At 32.0% G+C, this 25,380-nt stretch carries 26 protein-coding genes; 18 read left to right on the forward strand and 8 right to left on the reverse strand.

The window, feature by feature from the left end; all coding sequences use genetic code 11:
- The first annotated feature begins 85 nt into the window (after positions 1-85).
- From V5784_RS10185 to V5784_RS10215, 7 genes are all read left to right on the forward strand, one after another.
- Complete coding sequence (locus tag V5784_RS10185) at positions 86-484, forward strand: fumarylacetoacetate hydrolase family protein (RefSeq protein ID WP_336889023.1); 399 nt, start codon at positions 86-88, stop codon at positions 482-484.
- A 276-nt stretch (positions 485-760) separates the two neighbouring features.
- On the forward strand, positions 761-2,560 hold the full coding sequence (locus tag V5784_RS10190; protein WP_336888906.1) for a polysaccharide deacetylase family protein: 1,800 nt from the start codon (positions 761-763) through the stop codon (positions 2,558-2,560).
- Between the two features lie 50 nt (positions 2,561-2,610).
- Entirely contained in the window at positions 2,611-3,177 is a 567-nt protein-coding gene (locus V5784_RS10195; protein WP_336888907.1) for a nitroreductase family protein, read from the forward strand.
- A gap of 600 nt (positions 3,178-3,777) precedes the next feature.
- Entirely contained in the window at positions 3,778-4,347 is a 570-nt protein-coding gene (locus V5784_RS10200; RefSeq protein WP_336888908.1) for a hypothetical protein, read from the forward strand.
- 8 nt (positions 4,348-4,355) lie between these two features.
- The gene (locus V5784_RS10205; protein WP_336888909.1) at positions 4,356-4,751 is read left to right on the forward strand and encodes an ATP-binding cassette domain-containing protein; all 396 of its coding nucleotides are present in this window, start codon (positions 4,356-4,358) and stop codon (positions 4,749-4,751) included.
- Between the two features lie 160 nt (positions 4,752-4,911).
- Positions 4,912-5,055, forward strand: a complete 144-nt coding sequence (locus V5784_RS10210) for a hypothetical protein (protein WP_336888910.1) — start codon at positions 4,912-4,914, stop codon at positions 5,053-5,055.
- Positions 5,033-5,341 carry a hypothetical protein gene (locus tag V5784_RS10215; protein ID WP_336888911.1) on the forward strand — a complete coding sequence of 103 codons (309 nt, stop codon included), beginning with the start codon at positions 5,033-5,035 and terminating at the stop codon, positions 5,339-5,341. Before V5784_RS10210 ends, V5784_RS10215 begins: the two co-directional genes overlap by 23 nt.
- A gap of 84 nt (positions 5,342-5,425) precedes the next feature.
- On the opposite strand, the gene V5784_RS10220 is transcribed toward V5784_RS10215, so the two are convergent.
- A complete protein-coding gene (locus tag V5784_RS10220; RefSeq protein WP_336888912.1) occupies positions 5,426-5,548 on the reverse strand; it encodes a hypothetical protein in 123 nt (40 codons plus the stop codon).
- Between V5784_RS10220 and V5784_RS10225 the strand changes: the two genes are divergently transcribed.
- Genes V5784_RS10225 through V5784_RS10235 form a run of 3 tightly spaced genes read left to right on the forward strand, consistent with a single transcriptional unit; the run spans position 5,538 to position 7,926 of the window.
- Entirely contained in the window at positions 5,538-6,212 is a 675-nt protein-coding gene (locus V5784_RS10225) for an FtsX-like permease family protein (protein WP_336888913.1), read from the forward strand. The genes V5784_RS10220 and V5784_RS10225 overlap by 11 nt on opposite strands.
- 6 nt (positions 6,213-6,218) lie before the next feature.
- Complete coding sequence (locus tag V5784_RS10230) at positions 6,219-7,253, forward strand: FtsX-like permease family protein (protein WP_336888914.1); 1,035 nt, start codon at positions 6,219-6,221, stop codon at positions 7,251-7,253.
- Positions 7,207-7,926, forward strand: coding sequence for an outer membrane lipoprotein-sorting protein (locus tag V5784_RS10235; RefSeq protein WP_336888915.1), 720 nt, complete (start codon positions 7,207-7,209; stop codon positions 7,924-7,926). The genes V5784_RS10230 and V5784_RS10235 overlap by 47 nt, the downstream gene beginning before the upstream one ends.
- A gap of 17 nt (positions 7,927-7,943) precedes the next feature.
- Here V5784_RS10235 and V5784_RS10240 read toward each other — a convergent pair whose 3' ends face one another.
- Both V5784_RS10240 and V5784_RS10245 read right to left on the reverse strand, forming a co-directional pair.
- On the reverse strand, positions 7,944-10,256 hold the full coding sequence (locus tag V5784_RS10240) for a patatin-like phospholipase family protein (RefSeq protein ID WP_336888916.1): 2,313 nt from the start codon (positions 10,254-10,256) through the stop codon (positions 7,944-7,946).
- 8 nt (positions 10,257-10,264) lie between these two features.
- Positions 10,265-12,835 (reverse strand): CBS domain-containing protein, encoded by a 2,571-nt coding sequence (locus V5784_RS10245; protein ID WP_336888917.1) that lies wholly within the window; start codon positions 12,833-12,835, stop codon positions 10,265-10,267.
- A gap of 412 nt (positions 12,836-13,247) precedes the next feature.
- Here V5784_RS10245 and V5784_RS10250 point away from each other — a divergent pair, with 412 nt between their 5' ends.
- The 6 genes from V5784_RS10250 (at position 13,248) to V5784_RS10275 (ending at position 17,552) form a co-directional block, all read left to right on the forward strand.
- Positions 13,248-14,183, forward strand: a complete 936-nt coding sequence (locus V5784_RS10250; RefSeq protein ID WP_336888918.1) for an ABC transporter substrate-binding protein — start codon at positions 13,248-13,250, stop codon at positions 14,181-14,183.
- Between the two features lie 27 nt (positions 14,184-14,210).
- Entirely contained in the window at positions 14,211-15,068 is an 858-nt protein-coding gene (locus V5784_RS10255; protein WP_336888919.1) for an ABC transporter permease, read from the forward strand.
- A gap of 15 nt (positions 15,069-15,083) precedes the next feature.
- Positions 15,084-15,875 carry an ATP-binding cassette domain-containing protein gene (locus V5784_RS10260; RefSeq protein ID WP_336888920.1) on the forward strand — a complete coding sequence of 264 codons (792 nt, stop codon included), beginning with the start codon at positions 15,084-15,086 and terminating at the stop codon, positions 15,873-15,875.
- A gap of 466 nt (positions 15,876-16,341) precedes the next feature.
- Entirely contained in the window at positions 16,342-17,076 is a 735-nt protein-coding gene (locus tag V5784_RS10265) for a DUF3943 domain-containing protein (protein ID WP_336888921.1), read from the forward strand.
- A gap of 9 nt (positions 17,077-17,085) precedes the next feature.
- Complete coding sequence (locus V5784_RS10270; protein ID WP_336888922.1) at positions 17,086-17,319, forward strand: hypothetical protein; 234 nt, start codon at positions 17,086-17,088, stop codon at positions 17,317-17,319.
- Positions 17,295-17,552: a hypothetical protein gene (locus V5784_RS10275; protein ID WP_336888923.1), complete on the forward strand. Its 258-nt coding sequence runs from the start codon at positions 17,295-17,297 to the stop codon at positions 17,550-17,552. The genes V5784_RS10270 and V5784_RS10275 overlap by 25 nt, the downstream gene beginning before the upstream one ends.
- Positions 17,553-17,615: 63 nt before the next feature.
- Here the strand turns inward: V5784_RS10275 and V5784_RS10280 are convergent, their stop codons facing one another.
- Complete coding sequence (locus V5784_RS10280; protein ID WP_336889024.1) at positions 17,616-18,071, reverse strand: YibE/F family protein; 456 nt, start codon at positions 18,069-18,071, stop codon at positions 17,616-17,618.
- A 375-nt stretch (positions 18,072-18,446) separates the two neighbouring features.
- On the opposite strand from V5784_RS10280, the gene pnp reads away from it, so the two are divergent.
- On the forward strand, positions 18,447-20,597 hold the full coding sequence (pnp, locus tag V5784_RS10285) for a polyribonucleotide nucleotidyltransferase (RefSeq protein WP_336888924.1): 2,151 nt from the start codon (positions 18,447-18,449) through the stop codon (positions 20,595-20,597).
- Positions 20,598-20,791: 194 nt separating this feature from the next.
- A complete protein-coding gene (locus V5784_RS10290) occupies positions 20,792-21,130 on the forward strand; it encodes an SPFH domain-containing protein (protein WP_336889025.1) in 339 nt (112 codons plus the stop codon).
- Positions 21,131-21,721: 591 nt separating this feature from the next.
- Here the strand turns inward: V5784_RS10290 and V5784_RS10295 are convergent.
- The 4 genes from V5784_RS10295 to rpe all read right to left on the reverse strand — a co-directional run bounded on the left by V5784_RS10295 (position 21,722) and on the right by rpe (position 25,325).
- Positions 21,722-22,258: a hypothetical protein gene (locus tag V5784_RS10295; protein WP_336888925.1), complete on the reverse strand. Its 537-nt coding sequence runs from the start codon at positions 22,256-22,258 to the stop codon at positions 21,722-21,724.
- A 73-nt stretch (positions 22,259-22,331) separates the two neighbouring features.
- Positions 22,332-23,942: an NFACT family protein gene (locus V5784_RS10300; RefSeq protein WP_336888926.1), complete on the reverse strand. Its 1,611-nt coding sequence runs from the start codon at positions 23,940-23,942 to the stop codon at positions 22,332-22,334.
- A gap of 69 nt (positions 23,943-24,011) precedes the next feature.
- Positions 24,012-24,680 (reverse strand): MarR family winged helix-turn-helix transcriptional regulator, encoded by a 669-nt coding sequence (locus tag V5784_RS10305; RefSeq protein ID WP_336888927.1) that lies wholly within the window; start codon positions 24,678-24,680, stop codon positions 24,012-24,014.
- A 9-nt stretch (positions 24,681-24,689) separates the two neighbouring features.
- Positions 24,690-25,325 (reverse strand): ribulose-phosphate 3-epimerase, encoded by a 636-nt coding sequence (gene rpe / locus V5784_RS10310; protein ID WP_336888928.1) that lies wholly within the window; start codon positions 25,323-25,325, stop codon positions 24,690-24,692.
- Between the last annotated feature and the right edge of the window lie 55 nt (positions 25,326-25,380).

Genomic DNA, 25,380 nt, shown 5'->3' on the forward strand with positions numbered 1-25,380 from the left:
CATATTGTTTTCTTAAATTATACCCTATTTTTTTGCTTAAGGTTAAACACTCTTTATATGAATTTATACGACCATTATAGATTCTATCTTTGAATATACTATAATGAATGATATATCGGCTAGAAATTTAATGATTAAACATCAACAATGGACTATCGGAAAAGGATTAGATGGTACAGCAATTATGGGGCCATGTATTGTACATAAAAACTATATAGATTACCCAGTAAAATTAAATATTTCTTCAAAGGTAAATGGTGAAATAAGGCAAAATTCGAATACTAAAAAATTGATTTTTGATATAGATATCTTAATTTCAAATATATCTAAAGGAATAACTCTCGTAGCAGGAGACATTATATCTACAGGGACCCCCTCAGGTGTTGAAATGTCATTCAATCCTCCTAAATTTTTGAGTAATGGCGATATTATAGAATGTAAAATTGAGAAAATAGGTATTTTAAGGAATATCGTACAAAATTAAATAAGTTCTCATTTTTAATTCTAATTACAAAGTTATTAAATTGTAACCATGAAACTGGACACCCATAAAAAAGTGTCTGTTTCATGGGTTTTTTTATACAATTTTTTAATAAGAACTTTCCCTTATAATCACACCCTGCAACCGAAATACGTCAAATAAGAAGGCCACTAAAAACTAACCATAGAATATGAAAATCACCTCACAGCTACAAAATTGATTTATGGTATAATAAAGCAATAAAATAAAAATTTCAGAGTAAACTCAAGGAGGAAATTGATGAATATATTGATGGCATTATCTCAGCTAGAAGTTACAGGAGCTGAAGTATATGCAGTTGAAATAGGAGAAAAATTAATAGACCGTGGACATGATCTATATTTTGTTTCCGATACACTGACAAAAAAAAATAGGGGTAAATATATCCCCCTTGCATTCAATAAGAGAAATATATTTCAAAGGTTGGATCAGATAATAAAACTGATAAAAATTATCAAGCAAAATAAGATAGATGTAGTTCACGCTCACTCGCGCTCCTCTGCCTGGAGTACAAAAATCGCCTGCAAGCTCACAAAAACTCCCTTTATAACCACTGTTCATGGGATGCAACATGTTTCTAAACATAGAAAAAGAAAACAGCCTATTGGCTGTGGATATGCTGTCTGTGAGAATATCCAAAGAGATTTGATAGAAACTTTTGATGTAGATCCTTCTACAATTAAAATCCTTAGAAATGGGATAGATTTAACCAAATTTCAGATTTCAACTCCCCCTAAGAATCAAAAAAAAGTGATCTCCATCATAGGTCGGTTATCAGGCCCCAAAGCTGATATAACTTTCAATCTACTAGCTAACTCCATCGATTTGGATAGGTATACAGTAAACATCATCGGTGGAAAAGATATCCCCGAAAGATTTGATAAATTTAAAGACAGGGTGAATTTCACAGGATATATAGACAATGTCTATGAATATATGACCAACTCCGATCTGGTTATAGGAGCCGGGAGGGTAGCTATGGAAAGTTTACTCATGGGCAGACCCACTTTAGCCATTGGAGAAGCCAAAGAGATTGGGATGATAGATGCAGATATAGTATCTGATGCTTTAGCTTCTAATTTTGGAGATGTAGGAGACAGGACTCCCCACGATTTTGATTGGAATTTTATCAGATCTGAGATAGACCGAGGTGTAGAATTAAAACAAACTCCTCCAAAGGTAGTAGACTTTATTGTGGAAAACTTTGATATCGATAAGGTTGTAGATACCCTGGAAAAAACATACCAAAGGGAATGGGTACGGATAAAAAAATATGATATCCCTGTGATTATGTATCATAGAGTGATAAAAGATATAGATACGGAATCTGGAAAACACGGCACCTATGTAACTATAGATCAGTTTAGAGATCATATGACCATTTTAAAGGATGGAGGTTATATTCCTATTACTTTTGATGATCTCTCTCAGATTCCCATCCACCAAAGGTTTGAAAAAAAATATATTATACTTACTTTCGATGATGGCTATATAGATAACTATACCTATGCATTCCCTATCCTAAAGGAATTTGGGTTCAAAGCTATCATCTACCTGGTTTCTAACAGGACCTACAATAGATGGGATGTCGACCTGACAGATGAAAAAACCTTTAGAATGATGGACCTTCCTATGTTAAAGGAGATGAAGGACAGTAACCTCATTGAATTTGGTGGACATACCTTAAGTCATCCCAGGCTGTCTAAACTTAGTGATAGTGAGATAAAGGAGGAGGTATTTAAGGATAAGGAAAATACTGAAAAAAAACTAAATATCAAACTGAACTCATTTGCGTACCCCTATGGGGATCTAGATGATAGAGTTAAAAAATTAGTCAGTGATGCAGGATATCCCTACGCCGTAGCTACCGATTCTGGTTCATACTGCCTCAGTGATGATCTCTTTGAGATTAGAAGAATAGGGATTTTTCCTACTATTACAAACTTTGGATATAAAAGGAAGATCAGTGGAAACTATAATTTTATCAAAATAAAGAGAGAGAATAAAAAATTATCTCCGACCTCTATTGACATATGCTAAATTTTGAAAGATACTTTTAGTAGATATAATTTATAAGGGGGGGAAAAAAATTGATAGATAAACTAATAAAAGAGACTAGATCTTTTCGGAGTTTTGAAAAGGTGAAAATCAGTAAAAAGGAGTTAGAAGAAGTTATTGAGATAGCTAGATATTCTGGTTCTGCCAGAAATGCACAATGTATAAGATATATATTAATCTCAAATGAGGAAATTTGCAGCCAAGTGTTTCCCCATACGAAATGGGCTGGATTTATAAATTGGAATCCTACAATAGAAGAATCTCCAACGGCTTATATCCTGATGTTAAATGAAAAAAAAATAAGCATTAGTGATACCTTGTTTAATTTTGATATGGGAATCGCAAGTCAGAATATCATGTTAAAATTGAGAGATATGAAGTATGGAGGCTGTCTTCTCGGTGCTTATAATAAACCCATGATAAAAGATCTTTTAGAGATCTCAGATGACTATGATTTAGGAGTTCTAATTGCCATTGGTAAACCAAAAGAGACTGTAGAGATTATAGATACCTCTTCTGACACCCGGTATTTTAGATCCAATAATATCCATTATGTTCCGAAGTTAAGAAGGGAAGATTTGATTATAAAAAATATATAATATTAAAAAGCCGTTAAATAACTTTAACGGCTTTTTCTATGAATTAAATTTTACATAGGATCCTTAATATTTTTATATTCTATCCAATAAATATAAAATTTCTTCTTTTACTTTGTTTACCTTCTTTAAAAGGAATACTTTATTTTAACCTGTATAATATTTATAGCACAGATTGTAGGTATACCTGTAAAAATTTGGAGGGTATTTTATGAAAATATTCATTTTGTTTTTTTTATGACCCAACTATGCCTCTCCAGGGAGTATTTTTCAGAACTGAGAGGCGATTACAGTCTACAAAATTACGAAGAAAATTATTGGTATTATAAATGAATTATAGGCCTTCGGCATGATGGTAAAGATTTTTATACAGAGTTTTCCCTCATTGGAGAGGAGGGAACAGATCCTGCTATAGATCTATATAGAGGATATTCAGAGTATTATATCGATGATCTCACCCTTTCAGCAGGTAGGCAAACTATAAGCTGGGGGCACTCTTATATCTTCAACCTATCCGATGTATTCAATCAAATTGATATAGAAGATCCTAAATCCGATAAAAGGGGGCTGGATTCTATAAGGTTTAAATACAGTCTCTCAGATATGTCCAGACTTGAACTCATTGGATTTAAAAGTGATGAAAAAGATGAAAATTTTGCTGGAAGGTATACTTTCTTAATAGATGATTTTGAAGTTATGATGAACTATTTTCACATTACAGGATCCTCCCCTATAACTAACAAAATCGAAAAAAATGAAAGGATTGTTTTAGAGGCTAAAGGAGATATGATTGTTGGCATCTGGGGACAGATATCCTACGATAGATATGAAACCGATGATCTCTATACCCTGGTTACAGGAATCGATTATAACTTTGATCTCTATCAAAAAAATGTCTATACTGCCCTCGAAGGATTTTATAATAAAGAAGGGGGCGGAACCTATTTTACCTATAACTTGAGAATAAATGAGTCTTTTGAATTTTATCAAGGATGCCTGCTTATAGATGATGAGGTATATTTAAATACAACTTTAAATTATATATATAATGATTATATGAACTTTGAATTTGCCTACAACTATTATCACAACTTTGAAAAATATGGATACTTAACCGAAGATAATAAAGAATTAACGAGTGAGATAGTTTTTAGAACTAAGATGTTTTTTTAGGAGGAGCTATGACTATTGTAGAAGGAAAAGAAATAACAAAAATATATAAACATGGAAAGGTAGAAGTTAAGGCTGTAGATAATATCAACTTTAAGATAGATAGTGGTGATTTCGCCGTAATAGCCGTCCCCTCAGGCTCGGGGAAAACTACCCTTTTAAATATTATAGGTGCCATGGACTCCGTTACCTGTGGTAAAATCTTTATCAACGAGCAAGATATCAGCCTTTTAAATAAAGATGAAAGGGCAAACTTCAGAAGGGATAAGATAGGATTTATCTTCCAAAACTATAATCTTATTCCAGTACTAACAGTCTATGAAAATATTGAGTTTGCCTTGAATCTATGTGAGAAACATAGTCCTTTGGAAAAAAAGATAAGATCAATAAACTCCTCAATGAATTAGGAATTTTTCCACTAAAAGATAGAAGACCTTCAGAACTTTCTGGAGGCCAGCAGCAAAGGGTCGCCATAGCTCGTGCCCTTATCAAAGATCCTATCTTGATCTTAGCAGATGAGCCTACAGCAAATTTAGATACCCAGACTGGAAAGAGGTCTTAGATCTCATGGTAAAAATAAATTTAGAAAAAAAGACCACGTTTATCTTTTCCTCCCATGACATCATGATCATTGAGAAAGCCAGAAGGGTTATAAATATAAGAGATGGAAAGATAGAAGGTGAGAAATATGATACTAAAGATGGCTTTTAGAAATATATTCAGACATCGTATTAGGTCTGTTTTAACTCTGGCCAGTTTAGCCTTTGGAATTTTCTTCATAATCCTAGGTATAGGATTAAATATAGGGATGGAAAGAAGGATTATTAAAATAATGCGTGAAACAGAAACTGGTGACTACAAACTCTATGGAAAAGGTTATTTTGAAGAAAAATATGAAAATATTGATGATCGTTTAGATTATCTTATTTCAAAAGAAGTTATTCCCATTTTAAAGAAATATGATCACAGTAGCCGATTAGTTTTTTCAGGAGTTTAGTGAAACCGATGGAAGATATGATTATCCTGTCAGGGTCATTTGGGGAGACAGAGAGATTGAAGATAGTTTCTTTAAAAGGAGCTCCTACCTAACCCACGGCAATCTAGGAGTCGTCATCTCTACTAATCTAGCCAAAGATCTAAATTTACATGTCGGAGATTCATTTGTTCTCAGGGGAACTACAGCTAAAGAGAGTTTGAATGCCATAGACCTAGTCGTCACAGGAATAATAAAAACAGAGGGGCTCGAATTTGACTTCAATACTGTATTGATAGATTTAAAATTAGCTCAGGAGTTTAGTGAAACCGATGATATCAATGATATTGTTTTAAGGGGTGATATTTCCCCTATTGATTTAAATAATTTAGAAGAATTAGGAGTAGAGACCATCTCCTATTTAGATGAACTCTTTGACCTAATAGTTGTCACTAAACTCAAGGTTAAAGTAGTTATAATCTTAAGCTGTATTATTTTACTCATGTCTGGAGTGGGAATAGTCAATACCATGTTGATGGCAATGCTAGAAAGACAAAAAGAAATAGGAATTTTAATGGCCAATGGTTTAAAGCCCAAAGAAATTATGAAATTATTTCTCTTAGAGGGTAGTATCTTAGGAGGTATAGGCAGTGGTATTGGATTTATTTTAGGTGGAAGTCTGGTTTATTACTATGAATTGGTCGGTATTCCCATCCCATCTCTTGCCCATGAATTATCCACTACTATTCCTCTTTCCGATAGGATATATGGACATTTTGATCTTAAATTAAATTTATTTTTTTTTATATCCGGAGTGATCATAGCAACTATCGTAAGTTTTTATCCAGCTTATAAGGCAACTCAGTTAAATCCTATTGATGTTATAAGGGGGTAGATGATTATGTTACTTAGTATAGTTTTTAAAAATTTAAAACGAAATAAAAAAAGATCTTTTTTAACTATTCTGATTATTTTAATTGCCACCTCTGGAATGACATTTGGCCTCAGTTGGATAGAGGGGGAAAAGAATCTATTTTTAGAGAGTGGAAAGAGAATGACGGGAGATGTGAGGATAACAGCACCAGATTCTGAACTTCGGTCCAGGAGTTTAGATGTTTCATCTAACTTTTCATATTCCAAAATAAAAAAAGTGGTTGAAAGAATTCCTCAAAAAAACATAGATGTAGGTCGGATAAAATTTGGCGGATTGATCTATTTTAATGAAAAACATGAGAGTGCCATGGGAAGCGGGATAGAAAATAAAGATGAAAAAATTATCGGATTTGATAAATTCATCTATTCTGGAAGATTTTTAGAAAATAACAATGAAATTATTGTCGGTGAAAGTCTGAGGAGAAAGCTCAATTTAAAATTAGGAGATAAAGTTACCCTTCTTACCCAGACTCAAGGTAAATCCCTCTATTCTCTAAACTATGATATAGTTGGATTTTATAAGATGGATAATACCAGGCTGAATAAAAGTTTCTATATCACCCTAGTGAGTAGTCAGTACCTTTTAGACATGGAGGACAGGATAACCGAGTATCTTATATACTCCAATAACAACGAAAACCTCATAAAAAATTTTTTAACTCAAAATACAGATAAAACTGTCCTTGTAAAGAGGTGGGACGAGATAGGGATGAATCAAAGTTTTACTCAGATTTTACCTTTTATCCGTGGAATATTTATCTTTATCTTTGCCACTCTATCCGGACTCAGTATCTCTAATACCATGCTTATGACGGTCTTTGAGAGGCGTCATGAAATTGGACTATTAAAAGCTTTGGGAATGAAGGAGGGTGAGATTAAAAAAATGTTTATTTTAGAAGGAGGGCTCATGGGATCTATAGGTGGGATAGCAGGGCTTATCTTAGGAGGGGGAAGTTATGAACAATTTATTCGTTTTTTTACTTTTATCAAATTTAACTTTTAGTATGAGTTCCAAGGAAATTTTAAATAGATTAGACTACAATATGACTCCTAAAAGTGTTAGTTATAGTGGGGAGATGATTATTCATAGGGAAGATAAAAAATCTACAAAAAAGTTTATTATGGATGCCATTGGAAATGAAAAATCTTTTATTGTATTTAAATATCCTGCCAGAGACAGAGGAACTAAATATTTAAGGAATGGAAAAAATCTATGGATATATATGCCCAGTACATCCAGAACAATAAAGATTTCAAAACATATGCTAAAAGAAAGTATGATGGGAAGTGACATCTCCTACGATGATCAAACTGATAGAAATAAATACAGTTCCCTCTATAACTCCGAAATAATAAGTGAAACTCCTACACAATATGTCTTAAATTTAATGAGAAAAGATGGTGAGGAGGCTAAATACTATAGACAGATCCTTTGGATAAATAAAAACACCCTTACCATAGATAAGGGTGAGATGTATGCTAATTCTGGAAAACTATTAAAAGAATACCTAGTCGATGAAATTCAGAAGATCGATGACAGGTACTATATAACAATATTTCGTATAGACGATAAATTAAAAAAAGATTCTTATACTGAATTAATTTTAACCGATATAAAATTAAATCCTGATCTGTCTGAATCGGTCTTCACTCTGAAAAATCTTGAAAGAAAATAATAAATTCAAGATTTTTCTTAAAATACATACCCCATATTAACAGATATTATTGCACTCTTAGGAGAATCTACATCATTCATTACTGAGAACTCCAATGGTCCAAAAATAGATTTATACCCTAGGGTTAGGCCATATCCCTGTTTGAAATCTTCAAATATTAAACTCCCGTCATCTTTTATAGCATTGTTATTCTCTATACCTGTATAAGTCAATATATTGGCTTTAGCCAAAATATATATATTTTGATAGATCATATATTGAGCTCCTATCTGACCTATCATAAATTCAGAAACTAATTTTCTCATCATATTGTAACCATAAAATGAGATGTAATTATCGTCTAAATTGTTATTTATTCCACCTATTTTGAAATGATTTCCTAGGGGTATATTCTCACCGCTGACTACTCCTCCACTTAAAGATGCATTGAATGAGAGTTTAGGAGTTACTGTCATATATCCCTGTATTATTCCCAATTCACTATAATATTCTACTTCCTCAGCTCCTACTCCACCTACCTCATGCCTGGCTTCTAAATAGCCTCCTTTGGTAGGATAGATTGAACTATTTTTCCTATCTAATACCAACTTTAAATATATCTCTTGATATTCATATTTTTGACTTAAAACCTCTTTAAATTCATCGGAGCCTACATCGAATTCATTTTCAGTAGCTATATATTTTAAACCAGTAGAAAAGTCAAATTGCCTGAATAATTTGGTTGTAAAACTTAGGTCAATAAATTTATGTCCATCTGTAGATTCAACCTTTAAACTTCTTTCATCATAGATATATATAGGATTTTCTTCGTATCCCAACTTCAAATTTATTCCTATTTTATTTTTTTCACCATAATACCAAAAATTATTAAATTCAGCACTTTTATATTCACCTAGCTCAAATTCTAGTGATGTCACCCTCCCTATCTTCCCTATTTTTACAAGGTCTGTTCCCACGGCTATTTTCCCTCCTATATCGGAGTTATAATTTGCTCCTACCCTTATAAAATTCAATTCATTTTCATCTACATCTATCTTTAGGGTAGACCCCTCAATTGCATAGTAAGATTTTTCTATATACGGCATGGCATATAGTTTCATCATTAAACTCTCCAAATCTTTATAACTTACCATCCCTGGAATTTTTTTATCCAAATGATCTTCCACTACCTCTTTTCTCATCTTTTCACCTAAAAATTTAGAGTCTTCAATTTGTATTTTATCTATATAAATTTCCTCTAATGCTTCTTTTTTCCGAACTTTTCTCTCTCTGCTGGAATCTTCATATTTTTTTAGTTGTTTCAGCTTTTCCTTAGTTGCTAATTCCCCTTGGAAGATTAGGTTATCAAAATCATCAAAATTTGTAGCATCTTCTAATTTTACATCAGGATCTATGATTATAGTTGCTAACGCCCTTTGCTTTTCTGTAGATTCTATCCCTCTATATGTAGAAATTTTATTTACTACAGTCAATAAATTATACGTTAACTGATCTATTTGAGGTGCTCCTACATCACTGGCAATGACAATATCTGCCCCAGCTAAAAAGAGGTCCTCCACAGGCAGATTTCTAGAAACCATCCCATCTATATATATCTTATCTTCTATTTTTACAGGATCATATATAGTAGGAATTGCCATACTGGCACTGACAATAAGAGCTAAATCTCCATGATCAAAACTTTTAGCTTTTCCTGTATTAAAATCTGTAGCGATTATTCGCAAGATAGGATCAAATTCATCAAAAGATTTAACATCTTTAACATTCCAAAATAACTCTTTTAATTTTAAATATGATTTTTCCCCAGTTAGAACCCCTTTTGGAAGGCTGACATTTAATTTATCATCATAGGTTACTGAAGCAAAGTATTTTTCAGATTTAAATTTTTCCTCGAGTGGAATATCGATCCTCATAGGATCATTCGATAATCTATACCTCCAATCCATAGTTTTTACAATAGCTTCTATCTCATCTGGATTATACCCTACAGCATATAAAGTGGCTACAATCCCGCCCATACTGGTTCCACTGATATAATCTATGGGGATATTATTCTTTTCCAAAACTCTTAGAACTCCTATATGAGCAAATGCCTTAGTACCACCTCCACTCAGGGCAAGCCCTACTTTAATCCTTTCACCATATTTATTTTTATTTAAAATTGATCTTTTTAATTTTTCCAATCCTATAATCTGGGATCTTTTCAATTCTATTTTTGAATCGATAGTAGAGATCCCCATGGGATGATCTTTAAGAGATACTGTCTCTGATTTGAGAGTAATAACAAAAATATTGTATATCACTAATATGTACAAAAAATTTATTTTCATCTTCCCTCCTACATTTTTAATATTTTTTCCTTCGTTGGATCTTCCATATCCAGTTGTTTCATAAAATAAGTATTAAATTTTCCCTTAAACTCAATCCCTGGAAATTCTCCATTTTTAAGGAGATCCTCCCCTCTGACAAGGGGTTTTATTTTAGACAGGATATAGATATAGTCCTCTATTTTTATTTTTATCTTTTCCTTTCTGTTTTGAATATAGATAAGGGTTATTATTTCCATGGATATATTACTTAGTGCCTTGTATGTATCTGAATTTTTGTTAGCCGATTCTAACTGCTCAAGTATTTTCTCCCTTCTCAATATACCATAATCATACTTTTCTATAAATTTATTTGAAAAATTAAATTTTTTAAATACAAGATCCAGCTCTTTTTTATTTAGATTTTCTAGGATAATCAAAAATACCAATAACCATTTTTTGATTTTGACAAAGTTTAGAAGATCCTCTAAAATTTCTAACTTTTCTATATTTTTTTTCATCTCTAAATCATATTTTATATTAGGATTAATTTCATTAAATATTTTATATTTATTTAGCAATTCCATTCCCCTAGTTAAATTTTTATCAGAAAATAAAATTTCTAACTCCTGTTTAACTCGAGTCCAAGATATTTTCTTCAAAAATCCATCGGCTATTGCATTTTTTAAAAATATTTCTGTATCTTTTTCCAGTTCAAATCCATACCTAGCTGCAAACCTAAATGCCCTTATTATCCTTGTAGGATCCTCTATAAAACTTAGATTATGCAAGATCCTTATTTTTTTAGTGGCAAGATCATCATACCCTCCGTAAAAATCAATAAGTTTACCAAAATTATAACTGTCAATCTCGAGAGCCATGGCATTTATACTAAAATCTCTCCTATACATATCATCTCTGATATTGCCATATTCCACTACTGGAAGGGAGGTTGGATATTCATAGTATTCTAACCTCGAACTGGCTATATCTAATTTCAAATCATCATGAACCACTACCACTGCTGTTTTAAATTTTTCATGTATCCTTACTTTCTTTGCTCCCAACATATCTTTTAATTCAAGAGCAAATTTTATCCCATCTCCCTCTACTACTATATCGATGTCTTTGTTATTTATTCCTAAGATAAGATCCCTCACTATCCCGCCTACTAAGAATACTCTTTCACCTCTTTTTTTTGATACCGCTTCTACAATTTTCAACAGGTTTAGGAGTTCTACTGGGACTACTCCTTCTATATTGTTTTTTATCTCTGATTCAAATTTTAATTTTTTAGCCTTCCTTATTGGATTTTTACTGTAGATAGATCTTAATATGTCAGTCCTCGTTACTATCCCGACTATCTTTCCCTCTCCATCAATTATTGGAACTCTCCCAATCCCTTTTTCCACAACAAGAGCTTTTAATTCTTCAACACTGAGGTTTTTATCTCCTGTAATTACTTCAGAGGTCATATATGCACTTACAGGTGCATTTGAAAACCCATGATTAAGAGCTTTATCTACACTGTTTCTCGTAATTATCCCTGCAATTTTTCCATCTTCTACAATGGGTAAGCCACCGTATCCCATCCTATACATTATCTTATAAGCAAGTTTAATCTTGGTACCCTTTAAGATGGTTTTAACTGGGGTGTTCATTATATCTACCGACCTTTTGCTGGGTTTAACTGCCATCTCTATACTTTTTTTTATATCCCTATATAATTTATCTATATTTTGATCTCTGACTACACCTGAGACAGCATACTCATGCCCTCCCACCTTATAATCTTTTAAAATCTCAGCTACACTTATTTTATTTGAAGACCTTCCCACTACACTTATTTTTTTATCATTTCCACATAAAATAATACACAGACTTGATTTCTCTAGATACTGTATCTTATTTATCAGCTCATCCATACCAAAAATAAAATGATCGCTTTTGTAGTAGGTTAGTTGTGCTCTCTCTCCATCGATATCTATAAATTCTGAATTTTCAATGAGCTCTATAAATATCTCCAACTGTTCCTTTTCCAACCCCTTTTGAACATATTCATTGACCTTAGATAGGTCCCCATTATTTTTTAATAAATAAGCTGCCATCTCTAAGTCTTTTGAGGTGGTGCTGTCAAAGGTAAAGTTTCCTGTATCCTCATAGATCCCCATAAGACCTAAGGTAGCTTCTATCTCATCAAATTTAATATTCGGATCAGTATCCAAGAGTACTTCTAGTATATTTGTAGTATTAGAGCCATAATTTTTCCTAATAATTTTTCTGCCTTTTATATCATTTTCGCTGATCTTGTGATGATCATAGATTATAACCTCTACATCATCCCTGTCCAGTAATTGTTCAAATAATCCTATCCTATTTTTTTTCGAGGTATCTACAACTATAAGTTTACTTACCCTGTCCATCTGGATATCTTTTATCCTTTTCACCTGTAAAAAATCTTGATACAGGTTTACAAAAGCTTTTACACTTTTTCCAATATTACCCGAAAAAACTAGTATTCCATTGGGATATAATTTTTTTATTAAAACCATAGAAGAAAGTGCATCTAAATCTGCATATATATGACAAGTTATTATTTCCATCTCTACCACCCTGTAAATTTAGTATGATTATACTCCATATAATTATACACTTTTATCTATTTTTTTTTAACATTTTTAAAAAAAAATTAAATATTATATTGACAATCATCCATTATTCATTATATGATTAGTAAAATAAAAAATTAAACGGAGGTGACTATTATGTCTAAAAGACTTACTTGGTGGTGCAAAAACGAATCTAATAAATTTAATACTGAATTATTAAGTAGATCTGTTTTTGACCGATAGTTGCTGTAGTTATATATATAATTTCAAACATATTTTATAAAAATCAAGAAAAAAATCTTGTTTTTTTATAGGATATCAGGAAGAAATTAATTATGCAGAAGGGGTTAATCTTATAGATTAACCCCTTTTTTTTATATAAAAATAAATTAAAAGGAGTAAGGAAATGAAAAAATTAATTTTAGGGATTATCTTAGTCACAATCTTAGTAGGATGTCAGGGGGAAAATAAAGAAGGAGAAAAAATAAATATTGGCATCACTCAAATTATAGAACATCCATCTCTAGATTCAATTAGAACCGGGATAGAAGATGCTCTTAAAGACAGTCGGTACAAAGATGAAATCGTATTCAACTATCAAAATGCTCAAGGAGATTTTATCACAGCTCAAACTATCGCAGCTCAATTTAATGAAAATTCTGACCTTATAATAGCTATCACTACTCCTAGTACCCAAGCTGCTTTAAATAAAATACCGGAAAAACCACTATTTTTTACAGCTGTTACCAATCCTGTAATAGCAGGGTTAAAAGGTGCAAATATCACTGGTGTAAGTGACATGTCACCGGTAAAAGACCAGGTAAAGTTGATCCAAGAATTTCTTCCTAAAACAAAAACAATAGGAACTATCTATACTACCAGCGAAGCTAATTCCACATATCTTGTAGAGGAATTTACTAAAGTTGCAGAAAAAGCAGGGTATAAAGTTATCGCTAGAGGAATTACTAGTGTCACAGAAGTAGCTTCTGCAATGGATAGTCTTGTAGGAGTCGTCGATGTGATTTATACAACCAAAGATAATAATATAGCCTCTGCTTATGGCCTTATCGTAGATAGAGCCAACAAAGCTAATATTCCTATTATAGGAGCCACTAAAGATTTTACAAAAGCAGGTGCACTAGCTTCCTCCGGAATATCGGAATACCAAGTAGGATACCAAACTGGAGAGATGGTTATAAGATATCTAGATGGAAAAAAAATTCAAGATCTGCCCATAGAATATTTTAAAAAATCAGAACTCACTATCAACGAAAAACAGATGAAAAAATATGGAATTTTATTGGATGAAGAGCAAACAAAAAATATAGAAATTATAAAATAAAGAAATTATAGATTAAAGGAGTAAATTATGTTATTAGGAACTATTGAACAGGGGCTTATCTTTGCAATAATGGCTTTAGGCTTGTACATCTCATATAAAATACTAGATTTTCCAGACCTTACTGTAGATGGATCTTTTCCAATGGGAGGTTCTATAGCAGCGATCCTTATTATAAAGGGTGTCAACCCCATCACAGCTTTAGGAGTTGCATTTATAGGTGGATGCCTTGCAGGCTTTGTCACTGGATATATCCATATCCAATTCAAAATCACAAACCTTTTGACCGGAATTATTGTTATGACGGGCTTATATAGTATCAACCTTCGAATAATGGGAAGGTCAAATATCCCCTTATTTGGAATTGATAATATATTTTCTAATAGACCTAATCTTCTCATCATATTATTTATCGTACTCCTATCCAAGTTTTCTTTGGATTATCTGCTTAAAACAAAATTTGGATTTTCCCTCCGTGCTTTGGGTGACAACGAAACATTGGTTGTTTCTTTAGGAATAGATGAAAAAAAATTAAAGATAATGGGTCTTATGCTAGCCAATGGTTTGGTAGCCTTATCTGGTGGTATCTTAGTTCAATATCAAGGATTTTCAGACATTGCCATGGGTACAGGAACTATTGTTACTGGTCTTGCTTCTATTATTATTGGAGAAAGCGTCTTAAAGAAAGGAAAAATATTTAATGTTACAACTATTGTAATTGTCGGTTCTATCTTATATAGGTTTATAATAATGGGTTCTCTCAAAATAGGATTTAATGCCAGTGATCTAAAGCTTATCACTGCAATCCTTACTGTTGGAGTGATGGCCTTTAAAAGTAAAAACTTGAAATTAAAATTAACGTTCCCGTTACTATTTAAAAAAAATTAGGAGGTGTATTTAAAAATGCTCAAAATTAATAATTTATATAAATCATTCCACTCTGCATTGGGAAGTGAAAAAAAAGTTTTTAAAGGATTAAATTTTCAATTAAACCATGGGGACTTCGTATCTATCATTGGAAGTAATGGTGCAGGAAAATCTACCCTTCTAAATATCATTATGGGGAACCTTACCCCAGATAGTGGAAGCCTGTATATTGATGACAAAGATTTTACAGATCTGGCTAGCTATAAAAGAAATACTTTTATATCCAAGGTATATCAAAATCCTACTTTGGGAACTGCACCATCTATGACAATCTTTGAAAACCTTTCTATGGCAGACAATAAAGGAAAAAGATTTAATCTGACTCTGGGTTTAAACAAAAAAAAGAAAGAATTTTATAAAGACACTTTAACTCAATTAGGTTTGGGGCTAGAAAAGCAACTGGATACAGAAGTTGGCTTACTGTCCGGTGGACAGAGACAGTGTCTAGCTCTTATTATGGCAACCTTAAACAAACCTAAAATATTACTCTTAGATGAACATACTGCTGCTCTTGACCCAAAAACATCGGAGTTGATCATGGAAAAAACAAAAAAAATAGTAGAATTCCATAAGATCCCTACCCTTATGATAACTCATAATTTAAATGATGCTATAAAATATGGGAACAGATTAATCATGCTCCATGAAGGAAAGATCATATTAGACTTTGTAGGAGAAGTAAAACAGAGCCTTACTCCTGAAAAACTCCTGAAAATATTTCATACCAAAAATACTACTATAAAAGATGATGAACTCTTTAGTCTATAAAAGAAAGTTCCAAGGATTCCGCCCTTGATACGGGATACCTTTTTTCTTGAAAAAAAAGCTAACGGAAAAATTCAAGAAGATTTATAATTGTCTTAACTGAGTAAATCACGATCGTCATTGTAAAAAAAATACTGCTGGAGCTCAACAACTACAAACTTCGCTTACAATCAAGAAAAAAGATTTTCTTAGAATACTCTTTAGTTTTTCTTTTGTGGGCTTAGTATAGAGAGTTAGATTTTAGAAATCTGTGTCAAAGAAAAGACTCCTGTGTTATAGCAGTAGAAAATTATAGATTGGTGATACATTTGATTTTTTTCTTTAGATATGAAAAAAATAGTATTCCATGGACATATTATAGTCTATTGAAATTATTTTTAATAGACTATTTTTTATTTTCTCTAATAACTATAATAGAGATTGATAAATGCTAAAGTTTAAGAATCTATGTTAAAGTAGGTGAATTGAAATGTTTAACTTTAGAAAAAACATTATTTTTATTACTATTTTTATTCTCATAGGAAATATATTATTTGGAGAGGAAGATAAAATAAGTTATAACCTAGAAACAGAAAATATCGTTTTCGAAAAAAACTTTGATAAATTAAAAAAGGATACAGGTTCACTGTTTATCCTAACAGGTATAACAGCCTCCATCCTATATCTACTACCAACTTCATCAACAGGATGGGATAAAAACAGTGACACCAGTATATTTGAAAAATGGGAAAATAACGTAAAAAATGGGCCAGTATGGGATCAAGACAACTCACTGTATAACTACGCAGGTCATATGTATGCAGGGGGAGTCTATTATATCCTGGCTAGAAATGCCAATTACTCCACATTGGAATCTTTTTGGTATACATTTGTTATATCTACATTTTTTTGGGAATACGGGATAGAAGCATTTGCTGAGACACCCTCTATGCAGGATATTGTCATAACTCCAGTTTTTGGTTCTATGGTAGGAGAAGGATTTTATCTCCTTCAAAACTATATCTTAGACAACAATGGAATGCTCTTTAATTCTAAATTCTGGGGCAGCGCTACTATGATGTTTATAGATCCCATGGGGCATCTTTCTAGTTATATATATGATGACTATGAAAGAACAAATCATGTGGGAATAATGGTAAATGCTGTAGAGTATGAAGGAGAAACAAAATTACTTTTAGGAATACATTTTACATTCCCATTTTAGGAGGTAGTTATGAAAAAATTAGTATTAGTGGGATTATTTGTTTTGGGATTAGACCTTTATTCGGTGGAAATAAATTTGGGAGTTAGTGGTGGATATGGTAAGTATTTAGACGATAGAACTGGAAGTTTAAATTTAAATTTAGAAATCGTTCACGAAATTTTTCCCAATATCGAACTTGGATTTGGAGGAATAGGGAATTTAATTTTAAAAATAAGGAAATGGAGTCTTTTCCTATCTACCTAAGTGGTAAATTCTATTCTGAAAGTATTTCAGGTTTATACGCTAGTGGAAGATATGGTAAAACCCTCTATAGAGGTAATGATAAAACTGGAGCTTACGCTTATCTAGGTATTGGAAAAAGATTAGACTCTGGATTGTCCATTGAAGGAGGGGTTTCAGTTGCCAATCAAGATACTGAAGAATCAACATTAAATAATGGTAATATCGCACTTTTATTGATAGCACCGATATTTTGATCATAAAAAAAGAAAAAATAGAAGATTGTCTATAAATATAGATAATCTTCTATTTTTTTAAACCTAAAAAACCTCTTTCTCCTTCATATGAATTTTAGAAGCTAAAAATGAAGTTAGAGGAACAACTATGAGTATTCCCATACTTCCACCAAAAGCCCGGAGAAATTCAACTCCTACAAATTCAAAGTTCAATATCCTAATATTCGGAAAATCTTTTTGCTGTATGGTCAGGAGCATTATTGTAAAGAGTGACCCACCTATATAGGCTAAGATAAGAGTATTTATCATAGTTGTATACCCTGTGAGCCCCATGGCCTTTGAAAAAAATATAGATAATACACCAGCAAACACGACTCCTTCTAAGGTTCCCAAGATAGCTATAATCCCCTTAAAATTAAATCCAGTCATAAAAAATATCGTAACGATGAAAGATATAGATAAAATAACTATTGAAATAAAAATGGGAGAAACCCTGTTATTCCTAGAGACAAGATTGCCTCCAAATTTATTATTTTTTATATTTTAGCATAAAAGATCCTCGTTGGTCTCTCTTAGACTTTAAAAATTCAGAACTCCCACCTTAAAACCAAAATAAAAATTTTCTAAAGACCTAATTTTTTGGTTTTAATAGTGGGAAAATATAGTTTAAAAATTGTTTTTAGCCTTTACTTAAAGGAGATAGGGTGATATAATTACTAGCAATAGGAGATAAATAAGTAGTAAGAGTTGAAAATATAAATTCAAAAAATTATATTTTTATCCCTTATTATTTTATGTCTCCTATTGAAATAACTGAGTTTTTACACTTGATCTGATTAGTATTCGGTGGTGAAAATTCAAAAAAAACATGTAAGGATAATGCCCTGTGCTTATCCAATATAATAGGAGGAATATATGTTTAATGAAAAAAACATGGAGTTAGAAATCGGTGGGAAAGTAATAAAGATGTCCACTGGAAAATTAGCTAGACAAGCTGGAGGAGCTGTATTTTTAGAATGTGGAGGAACTGCATTATTAGTAACAGCAACTAGAAGTAAAAAACCTAGAAAGGGAGCTGATTTTTTCCCATTAACAGTTGATTTCGTAGAAAAATATTATGCAGCTGGAAAGATGCCAGGTGGATTTATGAAAAGAGAAGCCAGACCTTCTACAAATGCAACATTAACAGCTAGATTAATAGACAGACCAATCAGACCAATGTTCCCAGAAGGATTCAACTATGATGTACATATTGTAAATACAGTAATGTCATATGACAAATCTTGTACTACTGATTATCTTGGAATCATTGGATCATCGGTAGCATTAATGCTTTCTGATATACCATTCTTAGGACCAGTATCAGCAGTTACAGTTGGAATGATTGATGGAGAATTCGTATTAAATCCAAGTCCTGCCCAATTAGAAACTAGTGATTTAGAATTAACTGTAGCAGGAACAAAAGAAGCTGTAAACATGGTAGAATCTGGAGCAGCTGAACTTTCTGAAAAAGTTATGTTAGATGCAATTTTATTTGCTCATGACAACATCAAAAAAATATGTGCATTCCAAGAGGAATTCGCTGCATTGATAAATAAGAAAAATATGGAATTCACAGCACCTGCAATCGACGAAACTGTTAAATCATTTATCGATGAGAAGGCAACTGCAAGATTAAAAGAAGCTGTATTAGTTATTGGAAAATTAGATAGAGAAGAATCAGTAGACGGATTAGAAGCTGAATTATTAGAGATATTTACAGCTGACTATATGGAAAAAACTGGTGCAGAAGTATTAGATAAAGCTTTAGCATTTGACTTTGCTAAATACTATCATGACCTTATGAAACAATTAGTAAGAGAGGCTATTGTTTATAATAAGCATAGAGTAGATGGAAGAAAAACTGATGAATTAAGAGATCTTTTCGCAGAAATAGATATCTTAACTCAACCTCATGGATCAGCAATGTTTACTAGAGGAGAAACTCAAGCAATGGTATTCGCTACTCTAGGAACTAAGCAAGATGAACAATTAATCGATGGATTAGATGAAACTTTCTTTAAGAAATTTTATCTTCACTATAACTTCCCTTCATACTCAGTAGGAGAACCTGGATTCATGAGAGGACCAGGAAGAAGAGAGTTAGGACATGGAGCATTGGCTGAAAGAGCACTTTCTTATGTATTACCTACTGAAGAAGTATTCCCATATACAATCAGAGTAGTATCTGAAATCACTGAATCAAATGGTTCATCTTCTCAAGCAAGTATCTGTGGAGGATCATTAGCACTTATGGCTGCTGGAATACCTATCAAAGAACATGTAGCTGGAATAGCTATGGGACTTGTTAAAGAGGGAGACGACTATGTAGTCTTAACTGACATCATGGGATTAGAAGATCATTTAGGAGATATGGACTTTAAAGTAGCTGGAACTTCTAAAGGAATCACAGCACTTCAAATGGATATCAAGATTACTGGAATAGATGAAGAGATTATGAGAATAGCTTTAGAGCAGGCATTGGTAGCAAGAACACAAATATTAGATGTTATGAACGCAGCTATTCCTGCTCCTAGAGAAGAATTAGCAGCTACAGCTCCTAGAGTATATCAAATGCAAATTGATACAGATAAAATATCTGCATTAATCGGACCTGCTGGAAAGAATATCAAAGGTATCGTAGAAGAAACAGGAGCTAAAGTTGATATCGATGATTCAGGAAAGGTATTAATCTTTGCTGTAGATAAAGACGCATTGGATAGAACTGTTGAATTAGTAAATGGATATGTAAAAGACGTTGAAGTAGGAGAGATCTACACTGCTAAAGTTGTAAAAATAGCTTCATTTGGAGCATTTATGCAAGTAGCACCAGGAAAAGACGGATTATTACATGTTTCTCAAATCTCTCATGAGAGAGTAGCTAATGTAGAAGATGTTCTACATGTTGGAGATGAATTTGAAGTTAAAGTTATCTCAACTGAAAAAGGAAAGATCAGCTTAAGTAGAAAAGAATTATTACCTAAGCCAGTTAAAAAAGTAGAAGTAAAAACTGAAGAAACTAAGTAGGTTATAGTAAAAGGGTTTAGCACAAAATTGTGCTAAACCCTTTTTTTTACGAGTACGAATAAAAATCCAGTGTAAAAAATGAAGGAAAACAATAAAAAAACATAACATATATATTATAGAAAAATTCAATGTATTTATGATAAAGGAGGCAGCTATGAAGATAAAATATTTACCAATATACTGGGTCAGACAATATCAGAGAGGAATTTGGTAAACTGACTTTGGATGAAAGTTTGACAGCCAGAGGAAAGATAGCCATGGATATGCAGTCATCGCTCAATAAACTAGCCGAGGAATGGGGAACGGTAACTAAGGTAGAAATAAAGGTGATTGATCCCCCATCGGATATAAAAAAGGCCATGTATAAGCAAAAAACTGCTGAGCAAGAAAGACGACACCAAAAATCTTTCCGAAGAAATACTAAAAAGATACGATGTATAATTTATGATAGAAAAAAGATAAGAGCTTTAGTCACGAATTGCACTAATGGACACGAAAGAAAAGCTTTTCTTAGTGATGAAAAGCTTTTTTAAATTACTGTAATTTAACCCCTATTTATAGCCTAAAAACGTCTACTGAGAAGACAGTTTGTCTTCCTAGTGAACGTTTTTTCTCACTACGGGAAATTTTTCAAAGTTCGCTCTCAATATCAATAGTACCAATGGTTTCAAGGCTTTATTATTTGGCTTATTTCGACTAGGGGTATACGATTACAAGGGGAAGTTTTTAGGAGCTCTTAGGAGGATAATGAGAGAGGGAAAACACAAGCTAACCGCGAATTACGTGAAAGAAAAGGCAATGGACAAGGATGTCTAAAGACATCCACGGAGAAATAATTAAACGCTAGTCACAATTGTACATATAGAGGCAGATTTTAACCAAGAAGAAAAGCTTCTCTTAGTGGACTTTCTGGCTTTCTCTTAGTGAACTTAGTGTAAAGGTTTCGGTTTTAAAATCTAAGATACATTTAAATTTCTTTATTAAATAATAAAAAAATTTAATATTCGTATATCTTCTGCGTAATCTGCGACAAAAAAAGACTCCTGTGCTATAGCAATAAATGAAAAAAGCTATCTATCATACCTTTAAAGTATAATAAATAGCTTTTTAATATTGGTTCATAATTAATTTATATATTTTAGAAGTTTATCCTCTATTTGATTAGTTTCTTTAAGATTTTTTCGAAAACTTTCATCTTCTACTAAATCCGCTAAAGCTTTTAGTAAAGCCTCATGAAGCAGAACATCCTTTTTTTCATGTGATCTATTAATATATTCTATCGTTGTATTTATATTTGAAAGAATTTTAAATATTTCACTAAGTTTTTTTATTTCAATAGAATTTAAACCTGCTTCTTCTAATAAAATTAAATCTTTAATTTTTATTTCATTATATGATATTGGCAAAATAGTGGTGGTATTTTCTATAAGTTCTTTTCTTTTTGGCATAGACTCTATTGTTGAACTTATCTCGTTTAATTCTTGAGTTAATGCAATCGCTAGTACTCGAGTTTTCTTTTCTTCATTTTTTCCACTAAGATGACTTCCTAATGAAAAACTTAAAATAGAGCCTAGAATTATAGCTACCACCTTCAAAGTAAGAGTTAAATAAAACTTACTCTTTTTTATATCTTTAATTTCCCCTTTTCCTCTAACTTCCATCTTAAGACAGCTCCCCCTTTAAATATCCTCTGCATAATAAAATTAAAATTATTCTCTAACTCCACTAGACTATCTAGCTTTTCTTCACAAATACCGACTTCTCATTGGAATAAATTACCAATCCAGGTTTGGCTCCTTTTATTTTTTTTACATATTTTTTCAGACAGTAATCTATTCGAATGGTCTCTCCCTGTCCTATTTTAGAATGCTGGCTAGCTAATTCTCCTACTTTATATAGAGTTTCATCCGATATCTCACTTCCATTTGTCTTCACTATCAGATGACTTCCAGGAACATCTTTTGCATGAAACCAAAGGTCATGCCGGTCTCCTATTTTAAATGTCACATATTCATTTTCTATATTATTTCTTCCATAATACACTGTTAATCCATCTATCACTGTTGTAGGAGGCAGGATTTTAACTATCTTTTTTTTCTTCTTTGTCTTGACTATCTTCTTAAGGTACTTATTAGCTATCAACTCCTCCTCTATTCCTTCCAAGGTTTTCTTATCCTGGGCAAGGTTTATAAAGGATAAAATAGATTCTAAATATACAATCTCAGATTTTATAATCTCGAGTCTTTCACCACTATGCTTATATCCTCTTTTATGCTTATTGTAGAGGTTATAGTAGTTATCCAAATTTTCATTGGAAGTTCTTTGAGGATTTAAAGTTATCTCTATATTGCAATTTTCATAAAAATCATAGAGGGTCACACTTTTTTCATACCCCTTCAATGAATATAGGTTGGCTGCTAGGATATCTCCTATTTTTTTATATTTTTCATAGGTAGAATATTTTTCTCTATCCTTATTTACATTTTTAGCAATTTTTTTATTTCTTTTTATTTCCTTTTCTACTACTTTAGACAGGGTTCTTTTTTGATTGTTGAATTGTTCTGAATTTAATGTCTCCAATATATAGGTGTCTATCATCTCATTGATTGTTTCAAATTTGACCTCTTCATATCCCTCCAATGGAAGGTTAACTATGGTTCCATATTTAATAGTTCCATTTTCTTTATAGAGAGTAGGAGATGCAGACTCATCTATAAACTCACAAAATTTATTGTAATCAGTCATGTATTTTGCCGTAAGTTTTCCCATCCCGTCTATATTTTGAATCAAGGTATTCTCAGCTAGATAACTGTCAAACTCCTCCTTAGATATATCTGAAGGAGATGTTTTTTCAGTAATAATCGGGTATTGATATTTGGCTCCTCCCATGAGTAAACGGAGTTTATTCTCCTCTATAGAAAACTTTTTCAACAGGTCTAAGATCATATAGTTATCATCTACTAAGATAATATTACTGTGTTTCCCCATAATTTCAACCATCAGTTTAACTTTCTGTTTTACTCCTAATTCATTGACCTTTTCAAAGGAAAGGAGTAATATCCTATCTTTTTTATACTGTTCTACCCCTGTTAAGATTGCACCTACCAAATATTTTCTAAGAGACAGTGAAAAACTCATAGGTTTATCAGGAGCCACCTCTTTTTTTGTGGCTATATAACATATTGGCAGATTAGGAGTAGCTGAAACGTACAAATTTAGTTTCCCTAAAAATATGGATAAGCTCAGTGGTGAATATTGAAATATTTTAGTTACCTTTCTACCTTTTAGTGTTTCATCTAACTCATCTTTTAATTTACTTAGGGATATTCCGTCTATATATAACATAATTTTTTCTCCTTTTTATTTCATCAAAAATAGGAGGAAGGTCAATCCCTCCCTCCTACTATTATTTTCTTATATATCTTTTTTTACTACTACTAAGTTTTTAGCATCTATGGTATTTATCTCTACCACTTCACCATTGGGAGTTCTTATAGCGATTACCCTTTGTGAATTAGACGTTATCTTTAACTCTGTATATAATTTTATCCCCATTCCAGCAAAGAAATTTTTGATTACAGGAGTCCCTTTGATATCTAAAACACTTACAGAATCTCCCTCTAAGAAATTAGTAATAACATCTGGTTTGAAAAATTCTATTTGATTTTTAAGATTTTCGTATATTTTTGTAAATACATCAGTAAATATTTCTAAATTTTCTGTTTCTATATTTTTTGTAATACTTGAAATTATCATCTTATGAAAATTATTGTGATACGTAAGTGCATCCTCACCTTTTTTAGACAGAGAAACAAAAACTTTTCTTCTGTCATTATCTGATCTCTTTCTAGTTATAAAACCTTTATTGGATAGTTTATTTATGGCAACTGTAGCAGTTCCCATAGTAATACCTAGTTTATCCGACAAATTATTCATAGATAATGACTGATTTCCGATAGCTTCTATAACATGAAGCTCTGTCGTAGTCAAACATTTGATTCCTTGTTTAAGTGCTAGCGATTCTGTTTCATAAAAAAGCTTAGTGAAATTTTCTATTACCGTATTAACTGCTTCTAAAGACATCTGCCCTCCTTAACCTCTTAATTTTTCTATTTGTTCCTTATAATTCCCACCAAATACGAAAGATCCAGCTACAAACACATTCGCTCCGGCTTCTATACAAGGTTTAATTGTAATATCTGTAATACCGCCATCTATTTGAATATCTACTGTAGGAGAAAGATCTCTTACTTCCTTTATCTTTTCTATCGTAGTAGGTATAAATTTCTGTCCTCCAAACCCAGGATTAACAGACATAAGTAATACCATATCCAATTCATCTATTACATATTTTAAATTTTCTACAGGTGTAGCTGGATTGAGTGAAACACCGGCTTTCAGACCACAATTTTTTATTTGTTGAATAACTCTATGAAGATGAGTTGTTGCTTCCGCATGAACTACTATCATATCTGCTCCTGCCTTAGCAAAATCTTCAATATATCTTTCAGGTGCGTCTATCATCAGATGTACATCAAAAATTAAATCTGTTTTATCTCTAATCGATTTTATAATTGGAACTCCAAACGAGATATTTGGAACAAAATTTCCATCCATAACATCTATATGGATCATATCTGCTCCGGCTTTTGTTATCGCTATTATCTCATCTCCTAATTTACTAAAATCAGCTGATAGGATTGAAGGTGCAATTTTAACTGTATTCATTTTTATGGTCACTCCTTAAAATTAATTTGATTATGAAATAATTATATCATACTTT

It is taken from the genome of Psychrilyobacter sp., from assembly GCF_037132775.1.
In the GTDB taxonomy this organism is placed as follows: domain Bacteria; phylum Fusobacteriota; class Fusobacteriia; order Fusobacteriales; family Fusobacteriaceae; genus Psychrilyobacter.